The 25,625-nt window shown below is 51.2% G+C and carries 21 protein-coding genes; 2 read left to right on the forward strand and 19 right to left on the reverse strand.

All coding sequences use genetic code 11. The features are described from left to right. Window positions 1–30 precede the first annotated feature (30 nt). The 5 genes from K0H80_RS12555 to K0H80_RS12575 all read right to left on the reverse strand — a co-directional run bounded on the left by K0H80_RS12555 (window position 31) and on the right by K0H80_RS12575 (window position 8,644). On the reverse strand, window positions 31–1,074 hold the full coding sequence (locus tag K0H80_RS12555) for a toxin-antitoxin system YwqK family antitoxin (protein WP_220071801.1): 1,044 nt from the start codon (window positions 1,072–1,074) through the stop codon (window positions 31–33). 110 nt (window positions 1,075–1,184) lie between these two features. Continuing rightward, a complete protein-coding gene (locus K0H80_RS12560) occupies window positions 1,185–3,503 on the reverse strand; it encodes a toxin-antitoxin system YwqK family antitoxin (RefSeq protein WP_220071802.1) in 2,319 nt (772 codons plus the stop codon). A 105-nt stretch (window positions 3,504–3,608) separates the two neighbouring features. Continuing rightward, on the reverse strand, window positions 3,609–5,381 hold the full coding sequence (locus K0H80_RS12565) for a toxin-antitoxin system YwqK family antitoxin (protein WP_220071803.1): 1,773 nt from the start codon (window positions 5,379–5,381) through the stop codon (window positions 3,609–3,611). Window positions 5,382–5,390: 9 nt separating this feature from the next. Beyond that, entirely contained in the window at window positions 5,391–7,712 is a 2,322-nt protein-coding gene (locus tag K0H80_RS12570) for a hypothetical protein (RefSeq protein ID WP_220071804.1), read from the reverse strand. A 167-nt stretch (window positions 7,713–7,879) separates the two neighbouring features. Continuing rightward, window positions 7,880–8,644 carry a TSUP family transporter gene (locus K0H80_RS12575; protein WP_220071805.1) on the reverse strand — a complete coding sequence of 255 codons (765 nt, stop codon included), beginning with the start codon at window positions 8,642–8,644 and terminating at the stop codon, window positions 7,880–7,882. A gap of 110 nt (window positions 8,645–8,754) precedes the next feature. Between K0H80_RS12575 and gcvA the strand changes: the two genes are divergently transcribed. Beyond that, the gene (gene gcvA / locus K0H80_RS12580; protein ID WP_220071806.1) at window positions 8,755–9,678 is read left to right on the forward strand and encodes a transcriptional regulator GcvA; all 924 of its coding nucleotides are present in this window, start codon (window positions 8,755–8,757) and stop codon (window positions 9,676–9,678) included. A gap of 3 nt (window positions 9,679–9,681) precedes the next feature. Here the strand turns inward: gcvA and K0H80_RS12585 are convergent, their stop codons facing one another. From K0H80_RS12585 to K0H80_RS12610, 6 genes are all read right to left on the reverse strand, one after another. Then, on the reverse strand, window positions 9,682–11,652 hold the full coding sequence (locus tag K0H80_RS12585; protein ID WP_220071807.1) for an NERD domain-containing protein kinase family protein: 1,971 nt from the start codon (window positions 11,650–11,652) through the stop codon (window positions 9,682–9,684). Between the two features lie 109 nt (window positions 11,653–11,761). Then, on the reverse strand, window positions 11,762–12,148 hold the full coding sequence (locus K0H80_RS12590) for a ribonuclease E inhibitor RraB (RefSeq protein WP_011866264.1): 387 nt from the start codon (window positions 12,146–12,148) through the stop codon (window positions 11,762–11,764). A 32-nt stretch (window positions 12,149–12,180) separates the two neighbouring features. After that, on the reverse strand, window positions 12,181–12,411 hold the full coding sequence (locus K0H80_RS12595; RefSeq protein WP_011866265.1) for an RNA-binding S4 domain-containing protein: 231 nt from the start codon (window positions 12,409–12,411) through the stop codon (window positions 12,181–12,183). Window positions 12,412–12,459: 48 nt separating this feature from the next. Continuing rightward, window positions 12,460–13,005: a GNAT family N-acetyltransferase gene (locus K0H80_RS12600; protein ID WP_220073978.1), complete on the reverse strand. Its 546-nt coding sequence runs from the start codon at window positions 13,003–13,005 to the stop codon at window positions 12,460–12,462. Window positions 13,006–13,012: 7 nt separating this feature from the next. After that, window positions 13,013–13,291, reverse strand: a complete 279-nt coding sequence (locus K0H80_RS12605; RefSeq protein WP_011866267.1) for a peptidylprolyl isomerase — start codon at window positions 13,289–13,291, stop codon at window positions 13,013–13,015. A 91-nt stretch (window positions 13,292–13,382) separates the two neighbouring features. Beyond that, the gene (locus K0H80_RS12610) at window positions 13,383–15,224 is read right to left on the reverse strand and encodes a DUF885 domain-containing protein (RefSeq protein ID WP_220071808.1); all 1,842 of its coding nucleotides are present in this window, start codon (window positions 15,222–15,224) and stop codon (window positions 13,383–13,385) included. A 79-nt stretch (window positions 15,225–15,303) separates the two neighbouring features. Between K0H80_RS12610 and K0H80_RS12615 the strand changes: the two genes are divergently transcribed. Next, the gene (locus K0H80_RS12615; RefSeq protein ID WP_011866269.1) at window positions 15,304–15,813 is read left to right on the forward strand and encodes a GGDEF domain-containing protein; all 510 of its coding nucleotides are present in this window, start codon (window positions 15,304–15,306) and stop codon (window positions 15,811–15,813) included. Window positions 15,814–15,872: 59 nt separating this feature from the next. Here the strand turns inward: K0H80_RS12615 and K0H80_RS12620 are convergent, their stop codons facing one another. From K0H80_RS12620 to K0H80_RS12655, 8 genes are all read right to left on the reverse strand, one after another. Further along, on the reverse strand, window positions 15,873–17,120 hold the full coding sequence (locus K0H80_RS12620) for a tetratricopeptide repeat protein (RefSeq protein WP_011866270.1): 1,248 nt from the start codon (window positions 17,118–17,120) through the stop codon (window positions 15,873–15,875). A 2-nt stretch (window positions 17,121–17,122) separates the two neighbouring features. Next, window positions 17,123–17,740, reverse strand: coding sequence for an energy transducer TonB (locus K0H80_RS12625; RefSeq protein WP_011866271.1), 618 nt, complete (start codon window positions 17,738–17,740; stop codon window positions 17,123–17,125). Between the two features lies 1 nt (window position 17,741). After that, the gene (locus K0H80_RS12630) at window positions 17,742–18,146 is read right to left on the reverse strand and encodes an ExbD/TolR family protein (protein ID WP_011866272.1); all 405 of its coding nucleotides are present in this window, start codon (window positions 18,144–18,146) and stop codon (window positions 17,742–17,744) included. A gap of 13 nt (window positions 18,147–18,159) precedes the next feature. Further along, window positions 18,160–18,687: a MotA/TolQ/ExbB proton channel family protein gene (locus K0H80_RS12635; protein ID WP_011866273.1), complete on the reverse strand. Its 528-nt coding sequence runs from the start codon at window positions 18,685–18,687 to the stop codon at window positions 18,160–18,162. Next, window positions 18,687–20,042 carry a MotA/TolQ/ExbB proton channel family protein gene (locus K0H80_RS12640; RefSeq protein WP_011866274.1) on the reverse strand — a complete coding sequence of 452 codons (1,356 nt, stop codon included), beginning with the start codon at window positions 20,040–20,042 and terminating at the stop codon, window positions 18,687–18,689. The genes K0H80_RS12635 and K0H80_RS12640 overlap by 1 nt, the downstream gene beginning before the upstream one ends. Beyond that, window positions 20,042–20,824 (reverse strand): DUF3450 domain-containing protein, encoded by a 783-nt coding sequence (locus K0H80_RS12645; RefSeq protein ID WP_011866275.1) that lies wholly within the window; start codon window positions 20,822–20,824, stop codon window positions 20,042–20,044. Before K0H80_RS12645 ends, K0H80_RS12640 begins: the two co-directional genes overlap by 1 nt. Window positions 20,825–21,326: 502 nt before the next feature. Further along, the gene (locus tag K0H80_RS12650) at window positions 21,327–22,286 is read right to left on the reverse strand and encodes a class I SAM-dependent methyltransferase (protein ID WP_258406090.1); all 960 of its coding nucleotides are present in this window, start codon (window positions 22,284–22,286) and stop codon (window positions 21,327–21,329) included. Window positions 22,287–22,396: 110 nt separating this feature from the next. Then, entirely contained in the window at window positions 22,397–25,027 is a 2,631-nt protein-coding gene (locus K0H80_RS12655; RefSeq protein ID WP_220071810.1) for a TonB-dependent receptor, read from the reverse strand. Window positions 25,028–25,625: the final 598 nt, after the last annotated feature.

The raw sequence follows: 25,625 nt of genomic DNA on the forward strand, positions 1-25,625 counted from the left end.
GGATCAAAGCCCCTGAGTCATAGTCTTGGTTCATGGCCACTCGTAATAGGTCTGCTGACCCGCAGCATTAAAGTAAAACGCCTCGAGCAATTTCCCCTGGCCGTCGAAGCGCTCACGCTTAATCAAGTTGCCCGATTCATCGAAGGTCTTCACCTCTGTATCCACCATGACCCCCTGTCGATACTCCTTGGCATTCATCAGCTGGCCATTGCAGTGATACGACTCGAATCGCCCCTGCTCGACGCCCATCTCATAGTGGGCGAGCTCCTCGAGCGCGCCGCTAGACTGACAGAAACTGCGCTGCTCACCATGGCGCACAATCAGCGGATCGAAACCATATTGCTGCTGCGATTGTAGGCGACCGTTTGGCCAGTAGGTCTGCTGCGTGGCCTGGTTGCTCTCCCTATCATAGGCATAGCGCGTCTTGACCTTGCCGCTGGCATAATAGGTTATCTCGCTGAGCCGCTTAAGATCCTGTTTACGAAACAGGGCGTCGCTGGCCAAGCTACCGTCTGGGAAATAGTGACGCTGGCGCTCACGCTGCTCGCCGTCCTGAAAGAAGAGGTGCGTCCAGGGGCGTCCCTGCTCATAGGTGATGGACTCTACTGTCTTATCGCCCTCCAGGCGGCGATAACTTTCTATGATGCCAGCCTCATCGAACAGGGCGACCGCCTGTTCCTCGCCATTCTTGTAGATGGCCTGACGTTTCGGTCGCTGGCTTTGCATATGGTAGTCTAAGTGCTCACCCTCTCTTATCCCTTGGCGATACCAACCCTGGGACAAGATGCGACTGCCCTCGGCCGAGAAGCTAAATCCATGACGTTTCCCCTCGAGGTACTGGGTGGCGCCAAAGTAGGTCGCCGGCTCGCCTCGGGTCGCTATGCCGCTAAAGGGCTTGCCGCGATAGCCAGTGAGGCAATCGGTCTCGACCCAGATCCCGTAAACCTCCTGCTTGCTGCACGCGATAGGCGTAAGTAACTGCTCATCGATGGGCAGCTGAGGCGCCTGATGGCAGCCAGGTAACAGCAATAAGGCAAAGAGCGCCGGGGAGAAAAGCTTGACGCCAGGCTTCATCTTATCCCGGCTCCAATTTTTTCGAGCAAAGCTCGAATTCTTGTTCCTGCTTTGATCAAATTGAGCTGTTCCAGCGTCCTTTGGATAAATGGCACGAATCTTCTTCTCATCTAGTGATGTTCCGTCTTGATCAGCTTGCCGAATTGATCATAGAAGGCCCAGTCGCCGGCCTGACGGTCTGCGATATAACTGCCTTCGCTTCGCAGCTCACCACTTGGCCAGTAGGCGCGCCACAAGCCTTCCTTGCGAGAGCGCAGGAAGGCCCCCTGCTCGGCCTGCTTACCATTAGCGTGAAAATAGCTGGCCTCGCCTTCACGTTGACCATCCAGCCACTGCTCCTTGGCCTGGGGCTTACCCGTCTGGAAGTAGCTGAGCTGCTCGCCACTCAGCTTGTCATTCTGGTAGTGGGCGCGCACCTTTAGCTGGCCATTGGGGTAATATTTGGCGTACTCGCCGTTAAGTTTACCCGCAAGATACTCGCCGCTTTCCGACAGCACGCCGTCTTCAAACCAGCTTTGCCAGAGTCCGACCTGCTCCCCCTTGAGCATCTCGCCCTCACGCTTGAGTTGGCCGTTATTGGCGTAGTACTCGCTGTAGTGGCCGCTGAGTTCACCCGCCTGATATTGCTCGCTGCGATAACGCACCTGCTTAAAGCTGTAATAGGCCCGCTCGCCCTCGAGTTTGTCCTGGCGATAATGGCTGACACGATAGATGTTGCCCTCGGGAATAGGGCCAAAGCTGGGATCCTTCTCCTGGTAGCGATACTCGGTCCACTCGCCCTCCTTGCGATCCTCAAGGTAATGACCTGTCACCCGGCGACGTCCGTTATCGAACTCTCTGTAAGGCCCGTTTAGCTTACCCGCCTCGAAGGTCATCTCGCGGCTCACTATGCCCTGACGATACTGACGCCAGGGACCCTGTTTCTCGCCATCCTTGTACTCGCCAGCCTCGTTGAGATCGCCGTTGGCATACCAGCGGGAAAACTCGCCATGAAGCGGATAGCGGCTGCGACCGGCGATTTTCTCATCGCTATAATGCATAAGCTCTCTGGGTTTACCCGTCTCATAGAAGGATTCATATTTGCCGACCCATTGCCCGTCGATGCGAGTCCCGCGCTCCTTGAGGGTGCCGTCGTCGAAATAGCGCTCGGCCTTGCCTGTCTGGCGATTGTCCTGATACTGATCCAAGCTGCGCAACTGGCCATTATCGTAATAGGCGATGAAATCCCCATGGCGCGCGCCCTGACGCCACTGCTCCTGACGCTGCAACTTGCCCTGACGATAGGTCTCGAACTTGCCATCTTTCAGCCCCATATCGTAATGCTCAGTGGCCAGCAGGTTACCCGCCGGATCGAAGCGCTGCTGCAGGCCATGCAAGGGATATTGCCCGTTGTCGGCCAGTATCTGATCCTGGTAGCGAATCACCTTCTTGGGTTTACCATCGTCAAAATAGGTCTTCTGCTCGCCCGCCTGCAAGCCCGCCTTATAGTTCAGCTCGCTCACCAGGATACCGGCGCGGTTAAAATAGCGCTGAATGCCGTCATGTTCGCCATCGAGGTAGTTTTCCTCCTCGAGCTTGACCCCAGTGTCGCTGTAATGCACCAGAGTGCCTTGGCGCAGATCCTCACGATACTGCCCCTGCAGCGATAACTGGCCATTGGGATAGTAGCTTAGACTCTCGCCGTGGAGGCGACCGGCGACGTAATGCTCGTCGCGCTCGGGCGTGCCATCATCATAGAACGTCTGCCAGCGGCCCTGACGCTCGCCATTGGCATCTAGCGTGCCTGTCTCAATCACCTGTCCCTCGCTATTTTGCGCAAGATAAGGGCCGGATAACTGGTTATTGGCATACTGCTGGCGCTGAGCCAGCACGCCGTTGGCATGGTAGGTCTCCCACACTCCGTGGCGCAGATTATCGACATAAGTCTCTTTGGCCTTAAGCTTACCGCTGGCGAAATAGCGCAGCACCTGGGTCTTCGCCCCAGCCTCATAGACCGTCTTCTGATACAGATTACCCAAGTCATCATATTCGGCCCACTCGCCGCTTGCCACGCCGTTGAGATAGAACTGCTCCTCGCTGAGCTCGCCGTTTGGGCTAAACAGCTGCCAGCGCCCCGACTGCAGGCCGCTGACATACTCACCGTCCACCAACTTCTGATTATTAGGTAGATAGACCTGCCAACGACCATTGGGCACGCCCTGGGCAAACTCCCCCAGGGTATAGCCTTGATTATCCCGCACCAGGGTCACCTGACCACTCAGCGCCATGCCGGTGGCCAGGTTGTAGTAGGTGGCGATCCCTTCCTGCTGGCGGATCTCCACCATCAGAGAGGAAAGATTCTGACTCGCCGCCACGGGGCTGGCAATAAAGCTAGACACGCCCAGGCCGAACCCAGCCAACAACACAGAATAAGCGCAATTAGAGTGCATATGAGCTTCCTTGTACCTAACCATTTGTTCCTAAAAACATGTTTCTAAAAGACGTCTAAAAAATAATATTTACTGAATAATGCTGTGAGCAGCCAGGCCCTGCTGCTATCGCTGGAAGATCCGCTCATGCTGAGTGCGATAGGGCCAGCTTTGCTCTGCCGCGGTCGGCTCGCCGTGGCGATATTCGCTTCGCTTGCTCAGGGCGCCATCATCATAAAACGCATACTGAGTGCCATGCAGGCGCCCCTGCTCATCAAACTTCGCGATAGCCAGCCTATAGCCCTGGGCGCTGAAACGCTGCCATTTCCCCACCTGCTTGCCTGCCCGATATCGGCCTTGCCAATTTTCGCGCCGAGTCACGGGGCGCGGCGAATAATCCCCCTCGCTCGGCGGCACTATCCAATCGCCGTCACGCTGACCGTTAAGATATTGCCCTAGGGCGTAGATCTCGCCGTCGCTATAGTAGCGCTCAAATTTGCCGGTCAGCTCGCCATCGCGATAATGGATTCGCTCCAACACCTGATCCGCCTCCCCCAGGGATAAATACTCGCCATCGAGCCGGCCATGGCGGTTATAGTGGCACTGGGTGCGCATCTCGCGGCTCTGCATCACCCAATCACCCACCGGCTTATCGGCGGCATATTCTCCCTGATAGATGAGCCTGCCATCGCCGCTTCGTTTCTCGGCCTTTCCCTGCTTCACGCCGTCGTGATAGTGGCTCTTCTCTATCCAGGCGACTTGATTATTCCGGCCGTGGTTATTATTAGTGGCGTGGCTATTGTTGGCGCCAAGCCTGTTGTTACCGCCAAGCTTTGCCTCAATTTTTAATCCGGTGAGCTTACCCGCTATAGTCTCCTCGCGGCCTATCATCTCGCCCTCAAGATATTGGCTGACCAGACGCCACTGCCTCTGTTTGTGCTGCTCTATCTGCTTGACCAAGACCTCTTTTTGATAGAAGCGCCTCACCTCTTGGCGGTCGCCATCGGCGAGGTAGCGATATTCCGCCTCGAGATAGCTCTCACCATTGTCACGATACTCGACCACGCTCTCGGTGCGGCCACGTTCATCGAGGACCTCGCGTTTGGCCAGGCGACCATCTTCGAAATAGTTCAGCTGCTCGCCGGTCTTGACCCCATTTTTCCATCTGAGATGCTGCTTGAGCTGACCACTTTGAAAATAGGCAAAGTAATCCCCCTCCTCCTTGCCGTCACGATAGGCCTGGGTCACCTCCACCTTGCCATCCTGCCAGAAGGTTTCGGTACCATGTTTACGCCCACCTCGTTTCTGGCTTTCCATGGTCAGCTGACCTTGTGGGTTGTAGAAGCGGTCACTGCACCGCCCGGTATGACAAAAGGTACGTACCGGCGCCCCGGTCTGTGTATAGACCATCTCCTGCTGCACTGGCTTACCCTGGTGATAAACAGACTCGCGCTTAAGCTCGCCTGTTGGGTAATACTCTTTCTGCGCGCCCTCTCTTTCGCCCCTATCGAACTGACAGTCGCAGCTGAGTTTTCCCTGCTCATCGTAAATCTTCACCTGACCGTGGCGCTGCCCTTGGTCATTAAACTCGCCCTGCTCGATCAAGGCGCCATCGCTGGCGAAGAAGCGATAAGGCCCCACGGGATGAGTGCCCTTATCTCCCAGGCGGTCACTGCTTAGGTCGCCACTAAATTGCTTGATGTTTGTGCCGAGATAATAGGGCTCGAAGCGAAACCGCCCCAAGGACGGGCCGGGCAGAGGCTCAAGTGGTTTTTTGAGATAAAACTTGGCCTCGCTCTTTAGCTCGGTCGGTTGCCAGTCCTTATCGAGCCAGATGCTCGCCTCGGCGGCGCCCAAGCTTAAAAACAAGACAAGCAGAAACAGTAAGATACGCTGCATACTCATCTCCTAGGGCAGTGGCTTGAGCTTAAACTGATAGGGAAAGCTCATAGGCTCATCGCCGATGGCGAGATAGGCGGCGCTGCTCGCCGCGCCATCGACGCTAAGAAATCGCCCCTCAACCAAGGCCTTCTCCAGCCCCTCGACATTCTTAGGCAGACGCGGCGACAGTGGCCGTCCCTCGGCGTCTGTTATCAGCAGCGAACGATATAAACGACTCACCTTAGCCTTGCGCTTATCCAGATTAGATAGCCAGGGGGTTAGATCCACCAGCCAGGGACGACGCTTATCGCCCTGCCCAATGCTCTGCCATTGTGGGCGCCCCTGACAGACAATGCTGCCTTGGATGCTTTTGTCGTAGAAATAGCGCCGGCTGCCATCTTGGCTGGCCAGCACATAGGCGCTTTGCCCCTGACCGTTATCGATAAGGCGCCACTGTACCGGCTTACCGGCCTCGCTAAATCCTGTATCTATCTGCGGCCGACACACCTCGGCAAGGGCCGTCGGCATAGGGATATAGAGATCGTTCCCTGTACGAGAGACGACCGATGGCTCGGCAAACTGCCATCTATCCCTCGACTTAGCAGATGCATCGCCATCAAAGCTGTACCTTGAGACTGGCGTTAGCGGTGGATTGGCGAGGTTCGCCTCATAGTCTGACTGAGTCACAAAGGTGATCGCTTTTGTCCTCACCCTATCTCTTAGCTGTTCGCCATGGAGGATTGAGAGTGATGTGGGCACCTCTGCTAACTGCAAGATGTAGACATGACTAGTCTGCTCACGGGAGGCCTGCTCGCCAGAAACCTGTTCACGGGAGGCCTGCTCACGGAAAAATAGCTCCTCGAGCAGTAGCTGCTCTGTGCTCGTCAGCCACTTAGGCCCCTGACCTACTGGCGCTTCGAAGCCCAACTTGCCGTTTAGGCCGTTGAAATCAGGCGACAGGCTGTTAACTCCACGATTAGTCACGACCAGGCGATAGCGACCGGATTTGTTCAGTGCACTGAGTGTTAGCGTCGCCTCACCAAAGCGGTAAGACTGCTTCAACAGCGCTTGCCAGGAGACTTGCTCAGTGTATGTGCGTACCGGAGTGAAGTTCACCTCGGCGCGGATCTGATAGAGTTCCTCCAACTTGGCCCGGCTCTCGCCCCAGCCGAGCGGCAGCAGATTAACCCCTGAGCTGACCACACCCTCCAGGGCGCTGGCGCCGCGGACACTATGGCGCCACAAGGGCAGATCTATCTCTCTGTCCCGCCAGTCGATAAGCTGGATATTTTGGTATTCGACCGAGGTGGCAAAGTCCCCCGCGACTAGGCCATGAATGTAGCGCAGCTCGATATCATCACCGCCCCAACCGGCTGACATGATCCCTTGGTCCGGCTCCATCATAGGGAGGCTAGCATCAGGGTCGTCCGGCGTCATGGGCAAGGTTGGGATCTCAAAGAGATCATCATCAGGTTCAAGGGGGAAGCCACTATCATCGAAAGTGCTTCCATCATCCTGCCACAGCATGTCGCTCACATAGAGAGTCGATTTAGGTGCCAGCAGCCAGCGACGCGTCTGCCTCCTATCGCCTTTCTCTTGCTGCTCCACCCACAAGAGCCTATCTAGCCAGCCGGTATGCCTATCGAACCTCAGCTGGCCATAGCGTCGGTTTTCTATTCCTTGTTGCACACTGCTCTGCTCGAGCGTCGCCGTCACCCATTGCCCCTCGATGGCGGTTATCTGCCAGGGTGCTGACTCACTCGCTGCGATTTGAAACAGGTCACCGAGCACAAGGGTGTCACCCACACTAGCCGCCTTAGCTTCCCTTTGAGCTAAGGGTATGAGCGGATTGAGCGTGAACAGGGATTTCAGCGGTGCCAGCGCCCTAGTTGCCTCTTTGCCCTGCTTGGCGAGATAGGCATCCCATTCATCCTGAGCCTTGAAACGCGCCTGGCTTTGACTTGTAGCGACCTTGTCGTCACCGCTTAATTGCGCTCCCTGACGCACTATCTTGGCCAGGGCCGCGCCGCGGCCGGCATCATCGAAACTATTAATATTGAGTCGATAGGCAGGGTCTTGATACTGCAACATAGTCGGGATAACAGAGAGGCTAACCGACTCGGTGTTACTCGATGCAGAATCAGTTTGATACTTGAGGAGCGCCCGGGCCCGGACGCCGACTTGCTGGCTGTCACCATGGGCATAGAGGGTACTCATGGTGACTTGATATTCATGGGCGCGGGCATCCGTTTCCCGGCTATGCGCCTTACAATAATGACTCTGAGACGCGAACAGGCTCAAACAGAGCGTCAATGCCGTACAAACAATCCTGTTTTGGCTAAAGGCCATCCTAACTTCCCTGGCTTTGCATGTTACTGAAATGTAATTAGATTAAACTAAACCTTCAGCCATTCTACACAAAACTCAGGTGAAATACACAGCATTCGATTTCCGCTGTCAAATCCCCTAAGTCACTGACTTACAGAGACTACGGCTCTTTTATGTCAGAGAAAGTACTACAGGTAATGCTCCAGCAGCAACTTGCCGCTCATGGCGATCGACATGGTTACCACCAGCGGGCGAATGATCTTACTGCCCTTAGTTACCACCATGCGCGAACCTAAGGTAGCGCCAATCGCCTGACCCAGCAGCATGACACCGCCCAGCAGCCAGAGCACCTTGCCGCCCAAGGCGAAAAAGATCAGTGAGGCAATGTTGGTGGAGAAATTGAGCACCTTGGCATGGGCGGTCGCCTTCGCCAGCCCATATCCGGCGAGCGACACGAAGGCCAGCGCGAAGAAGCTGCCGGTGCCTGGGCCAAAGAAACCGTCGTAGAAGCCTACCCCTAAGGCGGCCGTCAGGCCAAAGAGGGTTGGCGACATCACCTGATGCTTATCCTCTTCACTGATGGACTTGGAAAACAGGAAGTAGCAGCCGATCGCCAGGATCAAGAAAGGCAGCAGCAGCTTAAGCACACTGGCATCGATTAGCTGCACCGCGACCGTCCCAAGCGCGGCGCCAAGAAAGGCGCAGCAGATGGCTAATTTCATCTTACTGAGATCCACCATCCCCTTTCTCACGAAGTAGAAACTGGCAAAGAAACTGCCACCACAGGCCTGTAGCTTGTTGGTCGCCAGCGCCGCCGTAGGTGGCAGGCCGGCCCACATGAGCGCTGGAATGGTGATCAGGCCGCCGCCTCCAGCGATGGCGTCGATAAAACCGGCCAGGGCGGCCACTGCAAACAGCAGTGCCATCAGTTCATAACTCAGTTCGAGGGACATAGGGACTCTATAAAGGTTTATTCACAATTGGCCGCTATTAAACGCGCTTTGCATCCATTTGGCAAAGGAGTTATCCTCGCCTTAGCGTGAAATAATCTCACAAATAAAATATGGATCAACTGACACTCCCGCCCCTAAATGCCCTGCGTGCCTTCGAGTCGGCGGCAAGACACCTAAGCTTTACCCGCGCCGGGAATGAACTCTTTGTCACCCATGGCGCCATCAGTAAGCAGATAAAAACACTAGAGTCTTACCTAGATGTCAGCCTGTTCAGCCGCCAGCATAAACAGCTCAGCCTCACGCCTGAGGGCGAGCGTTATCTGCGCCATATCAGCAGCGCACTGCAAAGCATCAGCCAGGCCACAGAGGAGCTGAGGTCACAACCGGGTATCGCGCAGGCGCTGTCGATCAACGTCTTGCCCAGCCTCACCATCAACTGGTTGATCCCGAGACTCGAGGAGTTTAAGGCCCGCCATCCCCACCTCTATGTGGATCTCTCCATCGGCGACTTTCAGGTGGATTTCAAGCGGGATAAGTATGATGTGGCCATTCGTAGCGCCACCGTGCGCCCGACCCATTGCCATGTGCTCAAGTTGATGGATGAAGATCTCTGCCTGGTCTGCGCCCCGCAGCTGGCCAAGCAGATAGACAGCCTTCAAGATATCAACCGTCAGACGTTACTGAAGCACACCACCCGCCCCGAGCTCTGGCCACTGTGGGCCGAGAAAGTGGGGCTCAAGCTGACCACAGACAAGATGCTTGGGATGGAGCACTTCTATATGCTGAGCCAGGCGGCGGTCAGTGGCATGGGGCTTGCCCTGATCCCCCGCTTCTTCATCGAAAAGGAGCTGGCAGAGGGCAGCCTGGTGATCCCCTTAGCGACCCAATTTACCAGCCCCTACGCCTACTATGTGTTGACGCCGAATCTACCGCCGTCAAAGCAAAGTGAGCGACCACTCAAGGTTCAGGCCTTTATCGACTGGCTGCTGGAGATCTTTGCCCCATACCGCCACCAAAGCGACGATCTAAGCTAGAACTTACTCAAGCAGATCGCTCGCGTCGAAGGCGTCGAGATAGTTAACGCCCTGGCCCACATCGAACTCGAAGTTGAGCACCTTGAGGCAGGTATCGAAGGTCTTCTCACCAAACCACTCCCGGTCGAAGGCATACAGCGCCTTGATGATCCCAGCCTGACCACCATCCCCCTGGAGTTTGACCGGCGTCAGGGTGGCGATAAAGCTTGCCACCAAACCGTAGAGGTCCTTCTCCGCCTCCCCTTCGGCGGCCCACAGCTGAGGGTCGGCGTAACGGCGAGCATAATGACTGGTGGCGATATCCAGCCCTATGCCGAAGTTCACCAGTACAGCCTTATCTTCGCTGCAGATGATGTTTTTCGGGCAGATGGCGCCGTGATAGATATCCATCTGATGCAGATACTGCAGTGCCGACAATAACTGAGTAAACCAGGTTGCCGGTTGCCCAAGTTGAATATCCCTTAGCTCATCCAGCGACACGCCGCGCTCCCAGGCGCGGCTGATAAACAGCTCATCGCTCTGGGGCAGCTGGCCGAAATTCAGCACCTGCTCCACATGGGGGTGATAGAGTTTCGACAGGCTGCGATAGAGGCTGCTGAGCATCAGCCAGTCGGTTTCCACTTTGGCATAGATTGAGACGCCACAGGGATAGTTGCCCTGAAGATGACGCGCGCGCCAGAACTGGCTATGGTCGGTGGCGGCGATGAACTGCTCCAGCTGATAGTGATGATCGATAATGGCGCCGCTGGCAATTTCGATGTGCTCCGGCAGGGTGTCGCAGACGCCGTTGTCTATTAATGCCGCGATATCACAGCGGATCATATCCAGATCTGTGGTACTGCCACTGGCAGCCTGGCGAAACCATTGATAGATCCTCGGCTGACGTGTCTGCTCCGCCAATGAAAGAAAACTGGCGGCGAAGGCGGCGATATCTTGGCTGGCATTGAGGTTGTCCTTGATATCGATAAACTCGACATCGCCGAGATCCGAGACGAACAGACAGTTGCTCTGCCAGCCGCCAACCGTGACACCACGACGATGGATCTGCTGCAAGCCGGAGACGGCGCGGCGCAGGATCTCAAGTAGCTGATAGGTGGTCAGCTGCTCATGTTCGAGCACATCCAGTGGCACGCCCCGTGGCATCCGAATGGGCAACACCAACTGCTCGCCATCTTGAATAAGCGGCGCGCATTGCGGCACGCAGCTACAGCCCGCCAGGGTCTGCAGGCGCTTAAACTCATCGCGCAGACGCAGCTCATATTGCAGCGACTCATCGCTGTTCTCAAACTGAGTCGGCACCAATACCTTGAGCAGCCAGGGCGCCGTCCAACCGCCGGGGCTGTACTCCGCCTGCCACACCTCGAGGCCGCTCTGGATGAAGAGACACTTGAGCTTAACGAAATCCTGGATCTTATTGTTGCGCTGCTCCACCAAGGCCACCTGGCCTATGGTCTCCAGCACCATCTGTTTCTGCTTGTCGGTCACCTGATGCTTACGCGGCGCCGTGAGGCCCCACTCTTTGGTGAGCGCGGCGACTATCTGACTCGGAGTATAGATGCTCAAAGAGCCCTGCTGTTTCTCAAGCTCAATCTCCTCCCCTTTGCGGCCGGTGACAAACACCATCCCCTGACACCAGGGCGCATAGACCCCCACGGGGATCTTGTGTTTGACGTTGCCTGCCAGCACGCGAGCCACATAGTTGGCCTTGGCTAGGCTGTTATCCACCTGACGGCCATCGAGCGACCAGGCATGCAGGCCGGCGTCCAGACGACCGATATAGCCCTTCACGTCGACTACATAAACGCCCCACTCGCCGATCACCAGCGCATCGACCTCCATCGCCTGTCCCGACTTGGTGGGGATCTCCACATTGGTCAGCAGTATGTAGTTGTCGGGCAACTCGTCGGCCAGCATGGCAAATGCCCAGCGCTCGGCGTCGTTGACCGGGGTACCAAAACTGATCTGCTTCGCCATCTGCTCTCCCTAATCCTTGGCTCGCTTATCTTATTGCTTACGTTACCGCAAAAAAAAGCCACTATAAATAGTGGCTTATTAAATTAGTGGCACTTTGAATTAGTCGCGATTAATGATGGCAGTCGTCATCGCATTCATGGTCATGGTCGGCAAACTCATCGTCACCTTCCTGATGCTGCATCACGCCCCAGCCATCGGTCGCCCCACCGAACTCGGCGGCAAACTCGTTGAGCTCAACCTCCTGATCGACGATGGCCTGATATTCCGGCACCATGTTGATGCAGACGATCAATTCCCACTTACCGAGCTCATCGTTGAGGTGTAGCTCCAACTCACCTTCTAGCTCTGACTGGGAAAGCTCTTCCACCGCGGATTCGGCATCGCGCTGATCGTCGAAGATCAGGAAAAAATCCACATCCAAGGCCTTGGTTAAATCGATACCGGCCTCGGCCATGGCGGCTAACATCTTGCCATTATCATCATCTGGGAACTGCATAGTTTGACTCCTTCTGGATCTGTCGCGACGAATCACTCAGCGACAATTGTCACGCTTTCGCCGTTGTAGCTGACCACCTGTCCGGCAATCACCTTCTTACGTTTACGGGTCTCGACTTCACCGTCGACGGTCACCAGGCCTTCGCTGATCACCATCTTGGCTTCGCCGCCACCTGAGGTCATGGATTGCACCTTCAATACTTTATAGAGTTCAATAAACTCTTCACCCGGTAACAGGGTCAAGGTTTGAGATTCTGTGGTCACACTAACTACCTTTATTTAACTGAGTCGGCGGGAGTATATCACTCTGGCCTATTGCGGGCTATCACTGCGCTCCGAGGCGAGCAATCCATAATAACGATCGTCCACCCAGGCATCATTTAGCCTGAAGTTATGCCTTAAGGTGCCCTCAAGGATAAAGCCGCACTTCTCAAGCACCCGGGCCGAGGCCAGATTCTGGTCGGTACAGAGCGCAATAAATTTATGGGCATTAAACTGCAGGCAGGCCCAATCGATCACCGCCCTGAGGCTCTCGGTGGCATAACCGCGCCCCTGGCCACTATTGCTTAGCATATAGCCCACCTCGACCTGACCCAGGCTGGTATCGACGCCATAGAAGCCGGTGAAACCGATAAACTCACCATCCTCTATGGTTTCAATCACCAGGGTCAGCCAGGCACCAGACTCGTAATCCCAGGGCGCGAGACGCTGCTCAAACTTCTCCCGGATCACGCCTTCAGTTTGGGGCGCCCTGACATAGCGGTTTTGCCGCTCATCCTGATGGACCGACAAGAAATTCGGCCAGTCCTCAGGCATGAGCGAGCGGATCTTTAAGTTGTCTGTATATAACTCGACGATCAAGAGATTAACCGCGGCTGGTCACTTCGAGCAGGTGATAACCGAACTGGGTCTTAACCGGGCCTTGCACCTCGTTTAGCGGCGCACTGAAGACCACCTCGTCGAACTCACGTACCATCATGCCAGGACCGAAAGACCCCAGGTCGCCGCCCTGCGCCCCTGATGGACAAGATGAATGCGCCTTGGCCATCTCGCCGAAATCTGCGCCATCCAGGATCTGTTGCTTGATCTGTGCGCATTCTTCTTCGCTGCTAACCAATAGATGACGTGCTGTTGCTTGTACCATGTGGCACTCCTTTGATTTCCCTAAAAATGAATAAAATAAAACCCAGCAAGTATAAAACATTTGCTGGGTTTAAAAAGGTATAACGCTCAGATTATGCCTTTGCGCCCTGAGCTTTTATCCAGCGGTGGATTTTTTGCTCCATTACCGCCATCGGCAGCGAGCCAGAGGTTAAGATCTGATCGTGAAACCCTTTGAGATCGAACTTATCACCCAAAGCCTTTTCCGCCTCGGCGCGCAGAGCCAAGATCTTCAGCTGTCCCACCTTGTATGAGAGGGCTTGGCCAGGGATAGCCATGTAGCGCTCCACCTCGGCGATGATGTCGGTCTCGGCCATCGGCGAGTTATCCTTCATATACTGAATGGCCTGTTCGCGGCTCCAGCCCTTGGCATGTAGCCCTGTGTCGACCACCAGACGCATGGCGCGCAGCATCTCATCGGATAGCTTACCGAAATACTGGTAAGGATCTTCAAACAGGCCCATCTCGATGCCGAGATACTCGGCGTACAGGGCCCAGCCCTCTTCGAAGGCGGTATAGCCGCTAAAGCGTTGGAACTCAGGCACACCGGTCAGCTCCTGCTTGATGGCGATCTGGAAGTGATGCCCAGGTGCGGCCTCGTGCAGTGACAGTGTCGTCATCCCCCACTTAGGCTGCGCCTTCAGATTGTAGGTGTTGATATAAAACACACCTGGACGCGAACCATCGACCGCAGGCGCCTCATAAGATGCACCGGCCGCAGACTGCTCGCGGAAGCTCTCGACCGGCTTGACCACATAGTCGGCCTTAGGCATGACATTGAAGTAGTTAGGCAATACGGCGTTGATCTTGTCCTTCAGTACCATGTAGCCGTCGATCAGCCCCTGACGCTCGCTAAAGAAATATTGCGGCTCAGAAGACAGTGAGGCAAAGAAGGCCTTGAGATCGCCCGTGAAGCCCACCTGCTCTCTGACCTTATCCATCTCGCTGAGAATACGCGCCACCTCATTAAGGCCAATCTGGTGGATCTCATCAACCGGCATAGTGGTCGTGGTGTGGGCATTGGCTAGATGCTGATACCAGAGTTTACCGTTAGGCAGTCCCCACCATCCATCGCTGGCTCTGGCCACGGGCAGATAGGTCTCCTGGAAATATTGCTTGAGCGACGCCAGTGCAGGGATCAGCTCTTTGCCGATCAGAGTGTCATATTGCTGGGTCAGCTTCTGCTTCTCCTCTTCACTAAAGCTCTCTGGCAGATTAGTGATAGGCGCATAAAAGAGGCTGTCACTCGGCTGCTCGACCAGTTGGGCCTCCAGCTGCGGTATGATGCGCTCGACCAAGACTCTTGGTAAAACGACCTTGCTGGCGATACCTTCATCCATGCGCGCTTGGGCCAACTTAGTCCAGTTGATGAAGCCCGATAGACGCGATAGCCAGTTTTCATAGTCTTTAACCGAGTTAAATGGCTGCGCGCTCTCACCGCTGCCCAGCTGCACCATGGTAATGACTGTGCTGTAGAACTGGTTCATTGGCATGAAATAGGATGGGAAGGTCTCGGACACCAGCGCCATGTTTCTGTCGTAGGTAAACATGTCATAGCTCAGCTGCAGCGACTCGGGTAAGGCGCTGCGATCTATCGCCTTTACCGCCTTCAGGTAGCGACTGTTAAGCTCGTGACGCGCCTTGAGATACTCCTCAGTCAGATCGCCGCCAAACTGGTCGTTGTAGTCATTGACGCCGACAAAGGTGGCGTACATTGGCTCTAGTTTGAGCATGTCGTTAAAATAACGATCCACTAAGGCGAGGTATTCCTGCTCTGCGCTTTGTGCCTGAGGCGCCACAGTCTGTTCTGGCGCTGGCGCATTGCTCTTGGCCTGGCTTGCACTGGTTTCCTTGTCTGAGCAGCCCACCATGGCCACTAAAGCTGATATCGTCAATGCGAGAAGCGTTTTGTTCATTCGAGTTATATCCTTCATATTCTGTGCAAGTGAGTGTTGTTTTCTATAATTACCTTAGGTGTATCTGAGGAGCGAGCTAATGATTTACTCATTTAGTAATTCTGGATTCAGAGATCCCGAAACTGGCGTCTACAACCAAACCTATTTTATGGAGGTGTTTAACCGTGAGTGGCACCGCCACATGCGCGAACGCCAGACGCTGGCCTTATTGTATCTTTGCCCACACATTCATGAAACAGTAAAGCAACCTCATTTACTGGAATTATTCATGAAACAGGTTCAAGAAGCGATACTTAGGACAACGGATATGGTCGCCAGACTGAATCAGGATAACTTTGCCTTGGGGCTGTTTAACATAGATAGAGAAGGAACCGAAATCGTTATCGCCCGCATAGAACAGAAAATAATGGACTTCAATCAAGACTATCAACGCAAACACAGCAACCGCATCGACTATGAGCTGGCCGGGTGTCTCTGCCAACCCGAGAGCGATCTCAACATCGAAAACCTGTTTGAAGATGTCCGCTCATTGACCCACACCTTAGAGGGGCAGAAGGAACACCATACGGCGATGCATTGTCTGAACTAACTTGTTTACTTATCTACAGGCATAAAAAAAGCCCCTTGCGGGGCTTTTTATTTTAAGGCTTAAAGTGCGACGTTATAAATACGTGCCTTTTCCTTGATATAGGCGAGATAACTTGTCGCTGAACGCTTAGTCTTCTCATCCTTAGCAGCCTTCAAGCAGGCATTGTATGCTGCTTTAATCTGCTTAGTACCTAGATAAGCCAAGGTTAGTTCAAACTCAACTTCACCTTCACTCACACCGCCGGCAGCCAATGCTTTTTTCAGCACAGGGATCGCCTCTTTGTGCTTCTCTTGCAGAGTGAGCAGACGGGCTTGTTTAAGGTAAAGTTTACCATCGTTGTTGATGGCAGCAGCCTTACCATAATAATCCGCCGCTTCCTTTAGCTCTTTAGCATTGTGATAGAAGCCACCCAGGATAGAGAAAGTCTTCTCATCTTCCTTAATCAGGCCACTCTTCATATGCTTTTCATAGATTTTCGCCGCGCGATATGGTGAACCATTTTGCGCCAGCAGTTGAGACAGACGCGTGATGTTACCCGACGTCTCTAAAAATCCATTCTTATAAGCTAAGTCGTAGGTTGCTAAAGACTTATCATAGCTTTCAGTCATCAAATAAAACTGCGCTAACTGTACCCATAGACGGCCATCTTCTTGGAAAAGAGGCACCATAGTCTCTAGGACTTTAATCGCATTTTTATAATCTTTCTTGTTGAAGTAAGCAGTCAGCTTCATCTGGTACAAGCCTTTATCTGGCTTAGTACTGATAGACAGACCCTTATCGACAACGCCGAGCACCTTATCCCACTCTTTGAGCTCTGAATAAGCGATACCTATACGACGATACACTTGTGGATCTTCTTTACAGGTAAACTTCATCCACTCGTAGTAATAAGGGATAGACTCTTTAAACTTCTTTTCCTGAATCAACAGGTCGGCATATAGACGCAGGGTTGCACCATGGTCTGTACCGCCAAGTACATCAGCGTCAACGGCTTGCTTCAGGTACTTGATCGCCGTACCCATCTGATTTTTTTCGGCGTAAAAGTTACCCAACATACGGGCAATATAGGCCTTATCAAAAGCATCGCGTGGGCTGGCTTCAAGCAACACGGCAATCGCTTCGTCGATATTGCCTTCTTGATAAGCTTCGAAAGACTTTTGCACTTTCTTTGCCGAGCTTTGGCCTACAGCCTTAGACTGGCGCTTCTCAATGGGGCATTTTTCGGCAGCGTTTGCTGCTGGTGCAACGACTAGGCTTCCACCAATGGCAAGCAATAGTGCGGCTGCAAGTGTATTAACCTTTTGCATCTCTATTTGCCTCCATCAAGTTTAAAGTCTAGTTGTACAGTCATACCAGGTTGCTTAAGGGCTTTACCGTCAACAATCTTTGGCTTGTACTTCCACTTCTTCAGTGCACGCTTAGCTTCTTTGTCGAAGATACGCTTAGGATCGGCGTTGATCACTTGCACATCTTCTACACCACCAAGTTCGTTGATGGTAAAGCTAAGTTGAACCCAACCTTCCTTACCGTCACGCGCTGCAGCAATCGGGTACTGTGGCTCGATACGAACGATAGGTGTTGCATCACCGTCACGAGTCATCATGTTACCCAGCTTAAAGCCGGTAGATGCTGCACCTGCTACTACACCAGTCATGTTGAAAGACATGTTAGTGTCGATGTCTGATGAGCTATCAGGCGGTGGCGTATCTGGTAAAGGTGGCTGCTCAGGCGGTGTAGGTGGCTTAGGTTTAACCCTAGGCTTGTCCTGCACTTTCGTATCCTGTTTATCCATACTGATCTCAATAACCGGAGAATCAGTGGCAGTGTCGGCGCGTTTCGCGCCGCCACCGACCAAGAAGGCCATGAAAACAAACAGGGCGAAAGTAACAGCACCACCAACTAATAATGATACTATTCCTCTCAGCATATTAGTCTTTCCCCGCTGATACCGAAATCTTGTTGATCCCAGCTTTCTTCACATTGTCCATAACCTTAACAACAATGCCGTGTTCAGCTTCTTTATCTGCTTCGATCAATACAGCCGCTTCTGGTGATTCAGCCAGCATACGCTCAACGTTTGCTGTTACACGCTCGATGTCAACCTGACGGTTTTCCATCTTGATCACGCCTGTCTTGCTCACACCGATAAAGATGTTTGCCGACTTCTGAGTTGTCGCTTGAGAAGCCTCTGGCTTGTTGTAGTCAAGACCAGATGGCTTAATGAACGACGTTGTTACGATAAAGAAGATCAACATGATAAACACGATGTCGAGCATCGGTGTCATATCAATTTGCGCTTCTTCTTCTATACTTGAATGCTTTTTACGTGCCATGTTCAATCTCTCTCTAGTGGTGTGGCAGGCTATCTTTTAGCTTTTCCATACTGATTTTCATCTTGGCGTCTAGGCGAGTACTAAAGAATACTCCCGATAACGCTGCGACCATTCCCGCCATTGTCGGCATGGTTGCCATTGAAATACCAGCTGCCATCATACGAGCATTACTCGTCCCATGAACTGCCATCACATCGAATACCTGTATCATACCGGTTACGGTACCTAGTAGACCGATCATTGGACAGATGGCTACTAAGGTTTTGATAATCAGCATACGAGCATTCATATCTTGTTTCGCTTGGGATACCCAAGCTTCACGGATACGGTGTGCATGCCAAGAGGTTGAATCCTCTCGCTTGTCCCATGCGGTGATAATGTTTTTGTGCTCTTTTGGCGCAATCAGATTGAGATACCAATAGCGCTCAAGCATTAACACCCACATGAGGAATAGCACTGCCGCAACCAACCAGAGGACGTCGCCTCCGGAGGCCATGAAGCCCCTGACGGAATCCCAGATGTCCATCAGGTATAGCATCATTAGGCGTTCCTCTTCTCAGCGTGCTCGGCAACGATACCTGCACTTTGCTCTTCAAGTACTTGAACAACTGACTTGCTACGTGCAATCACGATAGCGTGCATTAGCATTAGTGGCAGTGCAGCAACTAGACCTTGTACGGTTGTCATCAGAGCCATAGAGATACCACCAGCCATTAGCTTAGGATCACCAGTACCGAATAGCTGGATGCTTTGGAAGGTTGCAATCATACCTGTTACTGTACCCAGTAGACCCATCATAGGTGCGATAGCCGCTAAAACCTTGATGATAGAGATACGAGTCTCAAGTGCTGGAGTTTCTTTCAGAATCGCTTCGTCAAGTTTCAGCTCTAGGGTTTCAACGTCAACATCTTTGTTGTCGTGATATGCCTTAAGTACGCGACCCAGTGGGTTATTACCTGGGTTGTCGATGTTCTTACGTTGAGCGTTAACTTTCGCGCCAACAACATACAGAGTCACCAGACGCTCGATAGAGATCAGGGCACCAAGAACAAGCAGACCGATGATGATGTAACCGATAGTACCACCGGCTTCGATACGCTCTTCGATAGTTGCCTTCTGAGTGAACACGTTTAGCAGTACACCACGTGCAGGGTCAACAAACAGCTTGTGAACGCCTGAAGTTTGACCTTCAAAGTCTTTAACGCTGGCAACTTGCTCGCTACCTGGCTGTTGTGAAAGCTGCTGAACCAGACCTAGATCGGCGTTATAAACAACATACTGACCATCGGCTAGCAGGTTGTAAGCACCAACACGAGTGATCTTGGTGTTGTGAACGTTACCGTCGATACCAGTTACGGCACCTTCAAAAGTAACCACTTTACCAGACTCAGCCATTTCGAATAGCTGCTCTTCCCAGAACTTTTCTAGTTCTTCGATTTTTGGCAGTTCTTTACGTGCACCTAGCTCGGCGATGAAAGCATCACGACCAGGGAACTGAGCGCTTACGTTTGATGAAACAAGCTTACCGGCGAAATCACCGGCTTCACCTTTAACAACACCGAACATCTCACCCAAGTCACCTTGAGCAATCTTACGGTCTTCTTCTAACTGAGCGATTTTACGCTCGTTATCGGCAAATGCTTGAGAAAGATCTTTACCGCGTTGTTCTTCAGCCGCTAGAGCCGCTTTTTCACGCTTTAGCAGTGCAGCTTTATCGCCACGCTCGGCTTGGAACTCGGCTTCACGCTTCTTGTTTACTTTAGCAGCGTTAGCACGGTCGGTTTGAACTTGCTTAAGTAGCTGGTCGATGTTCTTAGGCGCATCAGCAGCGCTCACCATGCCAGCAGTTAAAGACAGACTTGCAGCAACGATTGCTGTAGAGATTAACTTTTTCATTATTGTGCAGCCTCCGCAGCTGGGATTGGTAACGCGAACATATCTGGAGCACCCTGGCCACGAGCCTGGCGAATTGCTTTAGTAATGTTACGTAGATAGCTATCTTCTAGCTTATCCCATGCTTTTGTCTCAGGATTGAACATCCATGCAGACTTTTGATCTAGGCTTTGTGCGTAGTAGGCAACGCGACCGAAGTTGATGAAATCAACCAGGATCTCTTTACCGTCAAGTTGCAGCTTACCGGTTTCAACATTCAACTTAGAACCATATTCACGCTCGATGTTATAAGCATCAAGGATCAGACGGTATTTTTCAGCTAGCGTTACGTTAGCGGTATCTAGAGTTTCACGAAGACGCTTGATACGGGCTTCACGAGTTTCTTTGTTGAATGGCAGATCCAGAGCAACAAACTGCTCTAGTGCATCAACCATCTTGAACATTAGCGGTACAACGCCTTGACGTAGCTTATCAACACCGTTGATGTCTTCTTGGATAAGCTTCATGGTGGCTTCTTGGTCTGCTACCAGGCCAGCTACATAATCGTTGTATGACTTAGTTGACTCACGAGTGTCTGCAACTTGGCCATATTCAAACGCCATGTCTTGCGCTTGATCGTAATACTTATCAACTTTCTTTTGAGATGCGGCTGCATCTGCATGAATTTTCGCATCCGCTTTCTGAACATCAGAAAGTGGATCGGCAACCACTAAGTTACTGCCTGCTAAGGCCAGCGCGCCAATGAGCGCCGTAGCGATTTTAGTTCTATTGCTTACCTTGGACATAGTTCCCAACCAATTTGAAGTGAAAAATAAAAGGTTTAACTTATTGGTAACACGGGTTTTCTGCTTATATTTGCATGAATTCCGCCACCATAAGTGTGCATTTCTCTTGTGATTGTTAGTTATTATCTTCCCTTTTCTACACCAATCAAGGTGTAGACCCGCAGGCATCATTTCACAAAATGTTGACCTGTGTCAACATTTGGAAACGGCTAAAACTAGCAGAAAAAGCTCTTAGGGGCTGAAAATAACACAAGAGGTGTTTTTTCAAACAAGTCAATATTTACAATTCTAATTCCCACGAGTCGATTTAAACAACAATACATATCTAACCACATGATTTTAATAAGATATAACAAACAACAAAAACCAAATATACTGTTAACAAACTATTAACCAAATAACTTTATCGCAAACGTTTGCATCAAATTATGTTGTGCTGGTATTACCACGTGGTCTATCTGAAACATCTTTTATACATATAGCGAATTGGGGCCTGCAGATACTAGATAGTTTTATTTATAACAATCTTCCAACCCAAAACCTGACCGGCATTATCTTCAATCTGATTAATGCTGCTTAAGTTCGCACCCAGTTCAATTAGATTAGCTAACATGGCTGAAAGTGCCAATTCATCTAGAGATGCTTCGACAAGCTCACCGAGGCGATCTCTTAATGTTTCAATCTGCTGCCGTGCAAAAGCGAGATATTGCTGCTTCTTTGCCAAGGGCCAAAAGAGGCCTTGTTGAAAAAGGCTCGCCACATAGGTAAGCAACTCACTGTCCTTCAGCCCTTCCTCATCGGACTGAGCCAGGGTTGAGATCTCTTGATTCAATTGGTGGCGCAATTGCTCGCACTCGATATCTTGCTTGATGCGCTGAACATCTTCTGCGTTGGTGAGCGTGCCCATTTTCAAAATGAGCGCTTCTATGGTCTCGAATACTTTGGTTATCGAATGCTGACTGACGACATTCAAAATTCGCCGGTTTCGATTAATGATCATCGAACGGCTATGGTGAGTCACCAAGCTAAGTCTGCCTCCGGGCTTAAGCACACGAATCGCCTCCGGAATAGAAAGGGCTAAATCAGAGTACTCTAAACCATATTGGGAGATAACCAGGTCAAAACTACTGTCCTCAAAAGACAAGCTTGAACAATCTATGTGGGAAAGCAGTGATAGCCTCACCTGTTCATTTAACGCTAACTCATCTAAATTTGTATTAATTTGGGCAAGGTCTACACCTATTACTTCACCTTTCTTATTAGCGCCTTTGAAATGTTGATTCAACAGCAGCGGTAATGCCCCGTTGCCAGTCGCGAGATCCAGCACCTTAAAGTTGTCTGCTAAGGCATTAAAATCCTGATGCCAATTTGTCTCTAGCACGCCTGAGTAATTGCCAGAAAAACTGTCACCAAAAGATGTCAGATGTCCCTGTTGCCAGTATTCGTCCCAATGATGGCTCATAATGCTCGCCCTTTTGTCGTTTTTGTTATCGGCTTTTATTAATACCATAAAAAAAGGCCCTAAATAGGGCCTTTTTATCAGATATTTATACTAAAACTATTGGCTTACTCTTAGAACTTCAGAGTGTAGCTTGCGCGGTATTCGCGGCCATAGTTGTTGTACAGATCAGCGTTTTCAAACTTACCGTCTGAAGATAGAACTGGATCTTCGTCAGTTAGGTTGTTAACACCTAGCATGATGCGACCGAAAGAACCTGCATCATAGGTGTAGCTGATGTTGTGGATCAACCATGAATCTAAGCTACCTTCTGGAACAATAGTGTCACCAACTGACTTGCTTGACTCATAAGTGCTGTCAGTGTAGTTCATGTTCCAAGATACGCGGTGGTCACCCATTGTATAAGTAGTAGTAAATACAGACTTGTACTCAGGCTGTCCTGACCAACCAGCAGTGTCGATTGCACCTGAACCGCCTTCAACTTCTTCAACATACTCAAGAACGAAGCTGTTAGTCCATGCGATACCGAAGTCACCGAAATCAGTTTCAAAGTTACCGTTTAGACCAACGTCGATACCTTTGATCTGTAGCTTATCGCTGTTGCCATAACCAGTACCAACTTCTAATGCCTTACCTAGTTTACCTGCTTCACCTGGAGCACGAACTACGTAGAAGGTATCAGATGGAGCCAAGTTACCACTTGCAATGCCGCGCATTACGTTAGTGATAGAACGACGGCTGATAACGTCATCGATCTTCAGGTCGAAGTAGTCAACCTTAATACCAAAGTTATCTACGATATCCCATGCAAGACCTAAGTTGATGTACTCAGAAGTCTCAGGACCTAGGTCCTTGTTAGCACGGATGTATGTATCGTATTGCTTCTCAGGACAATCAGCAATGCCGTTAGATACACAGTATGGGTAGTCGGTACCGTCATCAGCACTGAAAGTGGTTGCAGCATATAGCTGATCCAGAGCTGGTGCACGGAACGCTTCTGAGTAAGAAGCACGTAGAACCAAGTTATCCAGAGCTTGCCAACGAACAGATGCCTTAGGCGCTACGTTGTTACCGAAATCGCTGTAATCATCGTAACGAGCTGCGATGTTCAGTTCGATGGTGTCAGTTAGAGGCATAGCCGCTTCATAGAATGCAGCCCATACTTGACGGTCACCGCCAGCAGAGTTACCTGCGCTACCACCGATTAGACCCGCTTCAGATTGCGCGTCATAGATAGAAGCGAAATCTTGCTCGAAGTACTCTAAACCGAAGTAGTGAGCAACAGCACCACCTGGCAGTTCAAATGCATCGAAACCGATACCAGCATTGTACTGGTGGAAGGTAGCACGGTCTTGAGTCAGAGTAGTGGCCTTCATGTTGTTTACACCGGCTTCAGAACCTAGATCGATTCCGTTAGCTTCGTTGTAAGCAAGACCAGAGTAGCTCAGGTAGTACTCACCGATAGACTTGTTATCGGCCTTGTTGTAGTGGTAGTAGAATTCCCAAGTCGCATCGTTCCATGCGCTGATAGAACCACGAAGACCAGTCAGGTAATCTTGGTTGTAGTCATCTACGTTACCGTCACGAGTACCGATACCAACCCAACGGAAGTAACCACGAGTTTCTTCGCCGTAAGGGTTATGTGGGTTATCGGCAGACATGTTGTTCCAAGCAGCTGCTGGAGGCGCATAACGACCGAAAGAGTTGTTCTGCGTAAACATGATGCGACCGAACCACTCTACATCTTCAGCGATTTCATAGTTTGCATCTACATATACAGTGTTACGGTCAACAGAAGCTTTGTTGTAAGAAACGTTACCGTATGCATACATACAGTAGGTTGAACCTGGGCCCCAGTCATCGTCAGCTTTAACAGTCTTGAATACGTTGTCGCCGTATTGTGCTGCTAAGTCATCACAAAGTGGTGAAGCTTGAGCTTCTGAGAAGTCTGGAGAAGCAATGGTTGCACCATAGATAGACCAGCCATCAGTTTCGCTGTAAGCCTGGATTTCACCGTCACCGTTCAGGTCACGCATCCAAGGAGCAGAGAAAGCACGGTCGCCGTCAGCGATACCCTTACGGTCTTGATGGTCGAATGCAAAGGTAATGTTACCCTTATCCATTTCATAACCAGCAACCACAGAGAATTCTTTACTTGTCAGGCCGCCGTCACGGTCACGTGAACCACCACCAACGTTGAATTCGATACCTTGGAAGTTCTTCTTCATGATGATGTTAACAACACCAGCAATCGCATCAGAACCGTAAGTAGAAGAAGCACCGTCGGTTAGAATTTCAATACGCTCAACCGCTGCCATAGGGATGGCGTTAAGGTTAGCAGAAGAACCACCTAGAGTAGGTGAACCTGGGAAACGCTTACCATCGATCAGAACTAGGGTACGGCTTGAACCAGCACCACGTAGGTTGATTGTTGCTTGAGACTGAGCAGAGCTACCAGAGCGCTCAGAGAATGAACCAAAAGAGTTTAAGTTACTGTTACGTAGCGCATCGGCTACTGTAAAGTTACCTTCAACTTTCATATCGTCTGCAGTGATCGTTGTTACAGGTGAAGCACCTTCAAGATCACTACGCTTAATGCGTGAACCAGTAACTTCAATACGTTCAACTTTATCTGCAGCTTGCTCGTCTGCCGCGAATACTGCTGGAGCAGTAAAAGCTGTCATAGCTGCACCGCCAACTAGTGCGAAACGCACTGAATTAGCTAATAAGCTGTTCTTATACATGTTGTTTCTCCCTGGACTTTATTTTTTATTTTTTTGTGAAAGTAAACACAAATAAACATCAATCGTTACACTTGTGCACATTCGCCAACAAATAGAACCACATGTGAAACATTTAATCAACAATCGCATCACTATTTTCACAGATTTAATTGGCGATCGCTCAATTTGTAGACGCCTGTCACAATAAGTCAGATTTTTGCTAGATGTAGCAAGTCGACGATTTAGGGCAAAAATTGCCGCAACAAAGTATTGCGAACAGAGAGGAGTTATAAATAAACCCCACAAAACCAATGAGATATAGTATTTTGACATACGGACACTGATTACAGATAAAACTAATTTAGGTGGGCTATTAATTAGCGATTCATCAAACCAATGATCGACAAGATGTTAAATATCAGTAGTTGTAACAAAGAAGCTTAATTGTAAAATCACGCTGTCAATTGGGTAAAATCAGCAACCGTACGTAAAGAATTGATTACAAATTAACCTGCTGTTAGAGATTAAATCGCAATACCTCTCACATAAGGCAAATTCGGCAGCATTAGGGGTAGTTAAGATAAAACAAGGTAAGGACTAAGGTTAGACCCAGATCCTA

It is taken from the genome of Shewanella aegiceratis (assembly GCF_019457495.1).
Classification (GTDB): Bacteria; Pseudomonadota; Gammaproteobacteria; order Enterobacterales; family Shewanellaceae; genus Shewanella; species Shewanella loihica.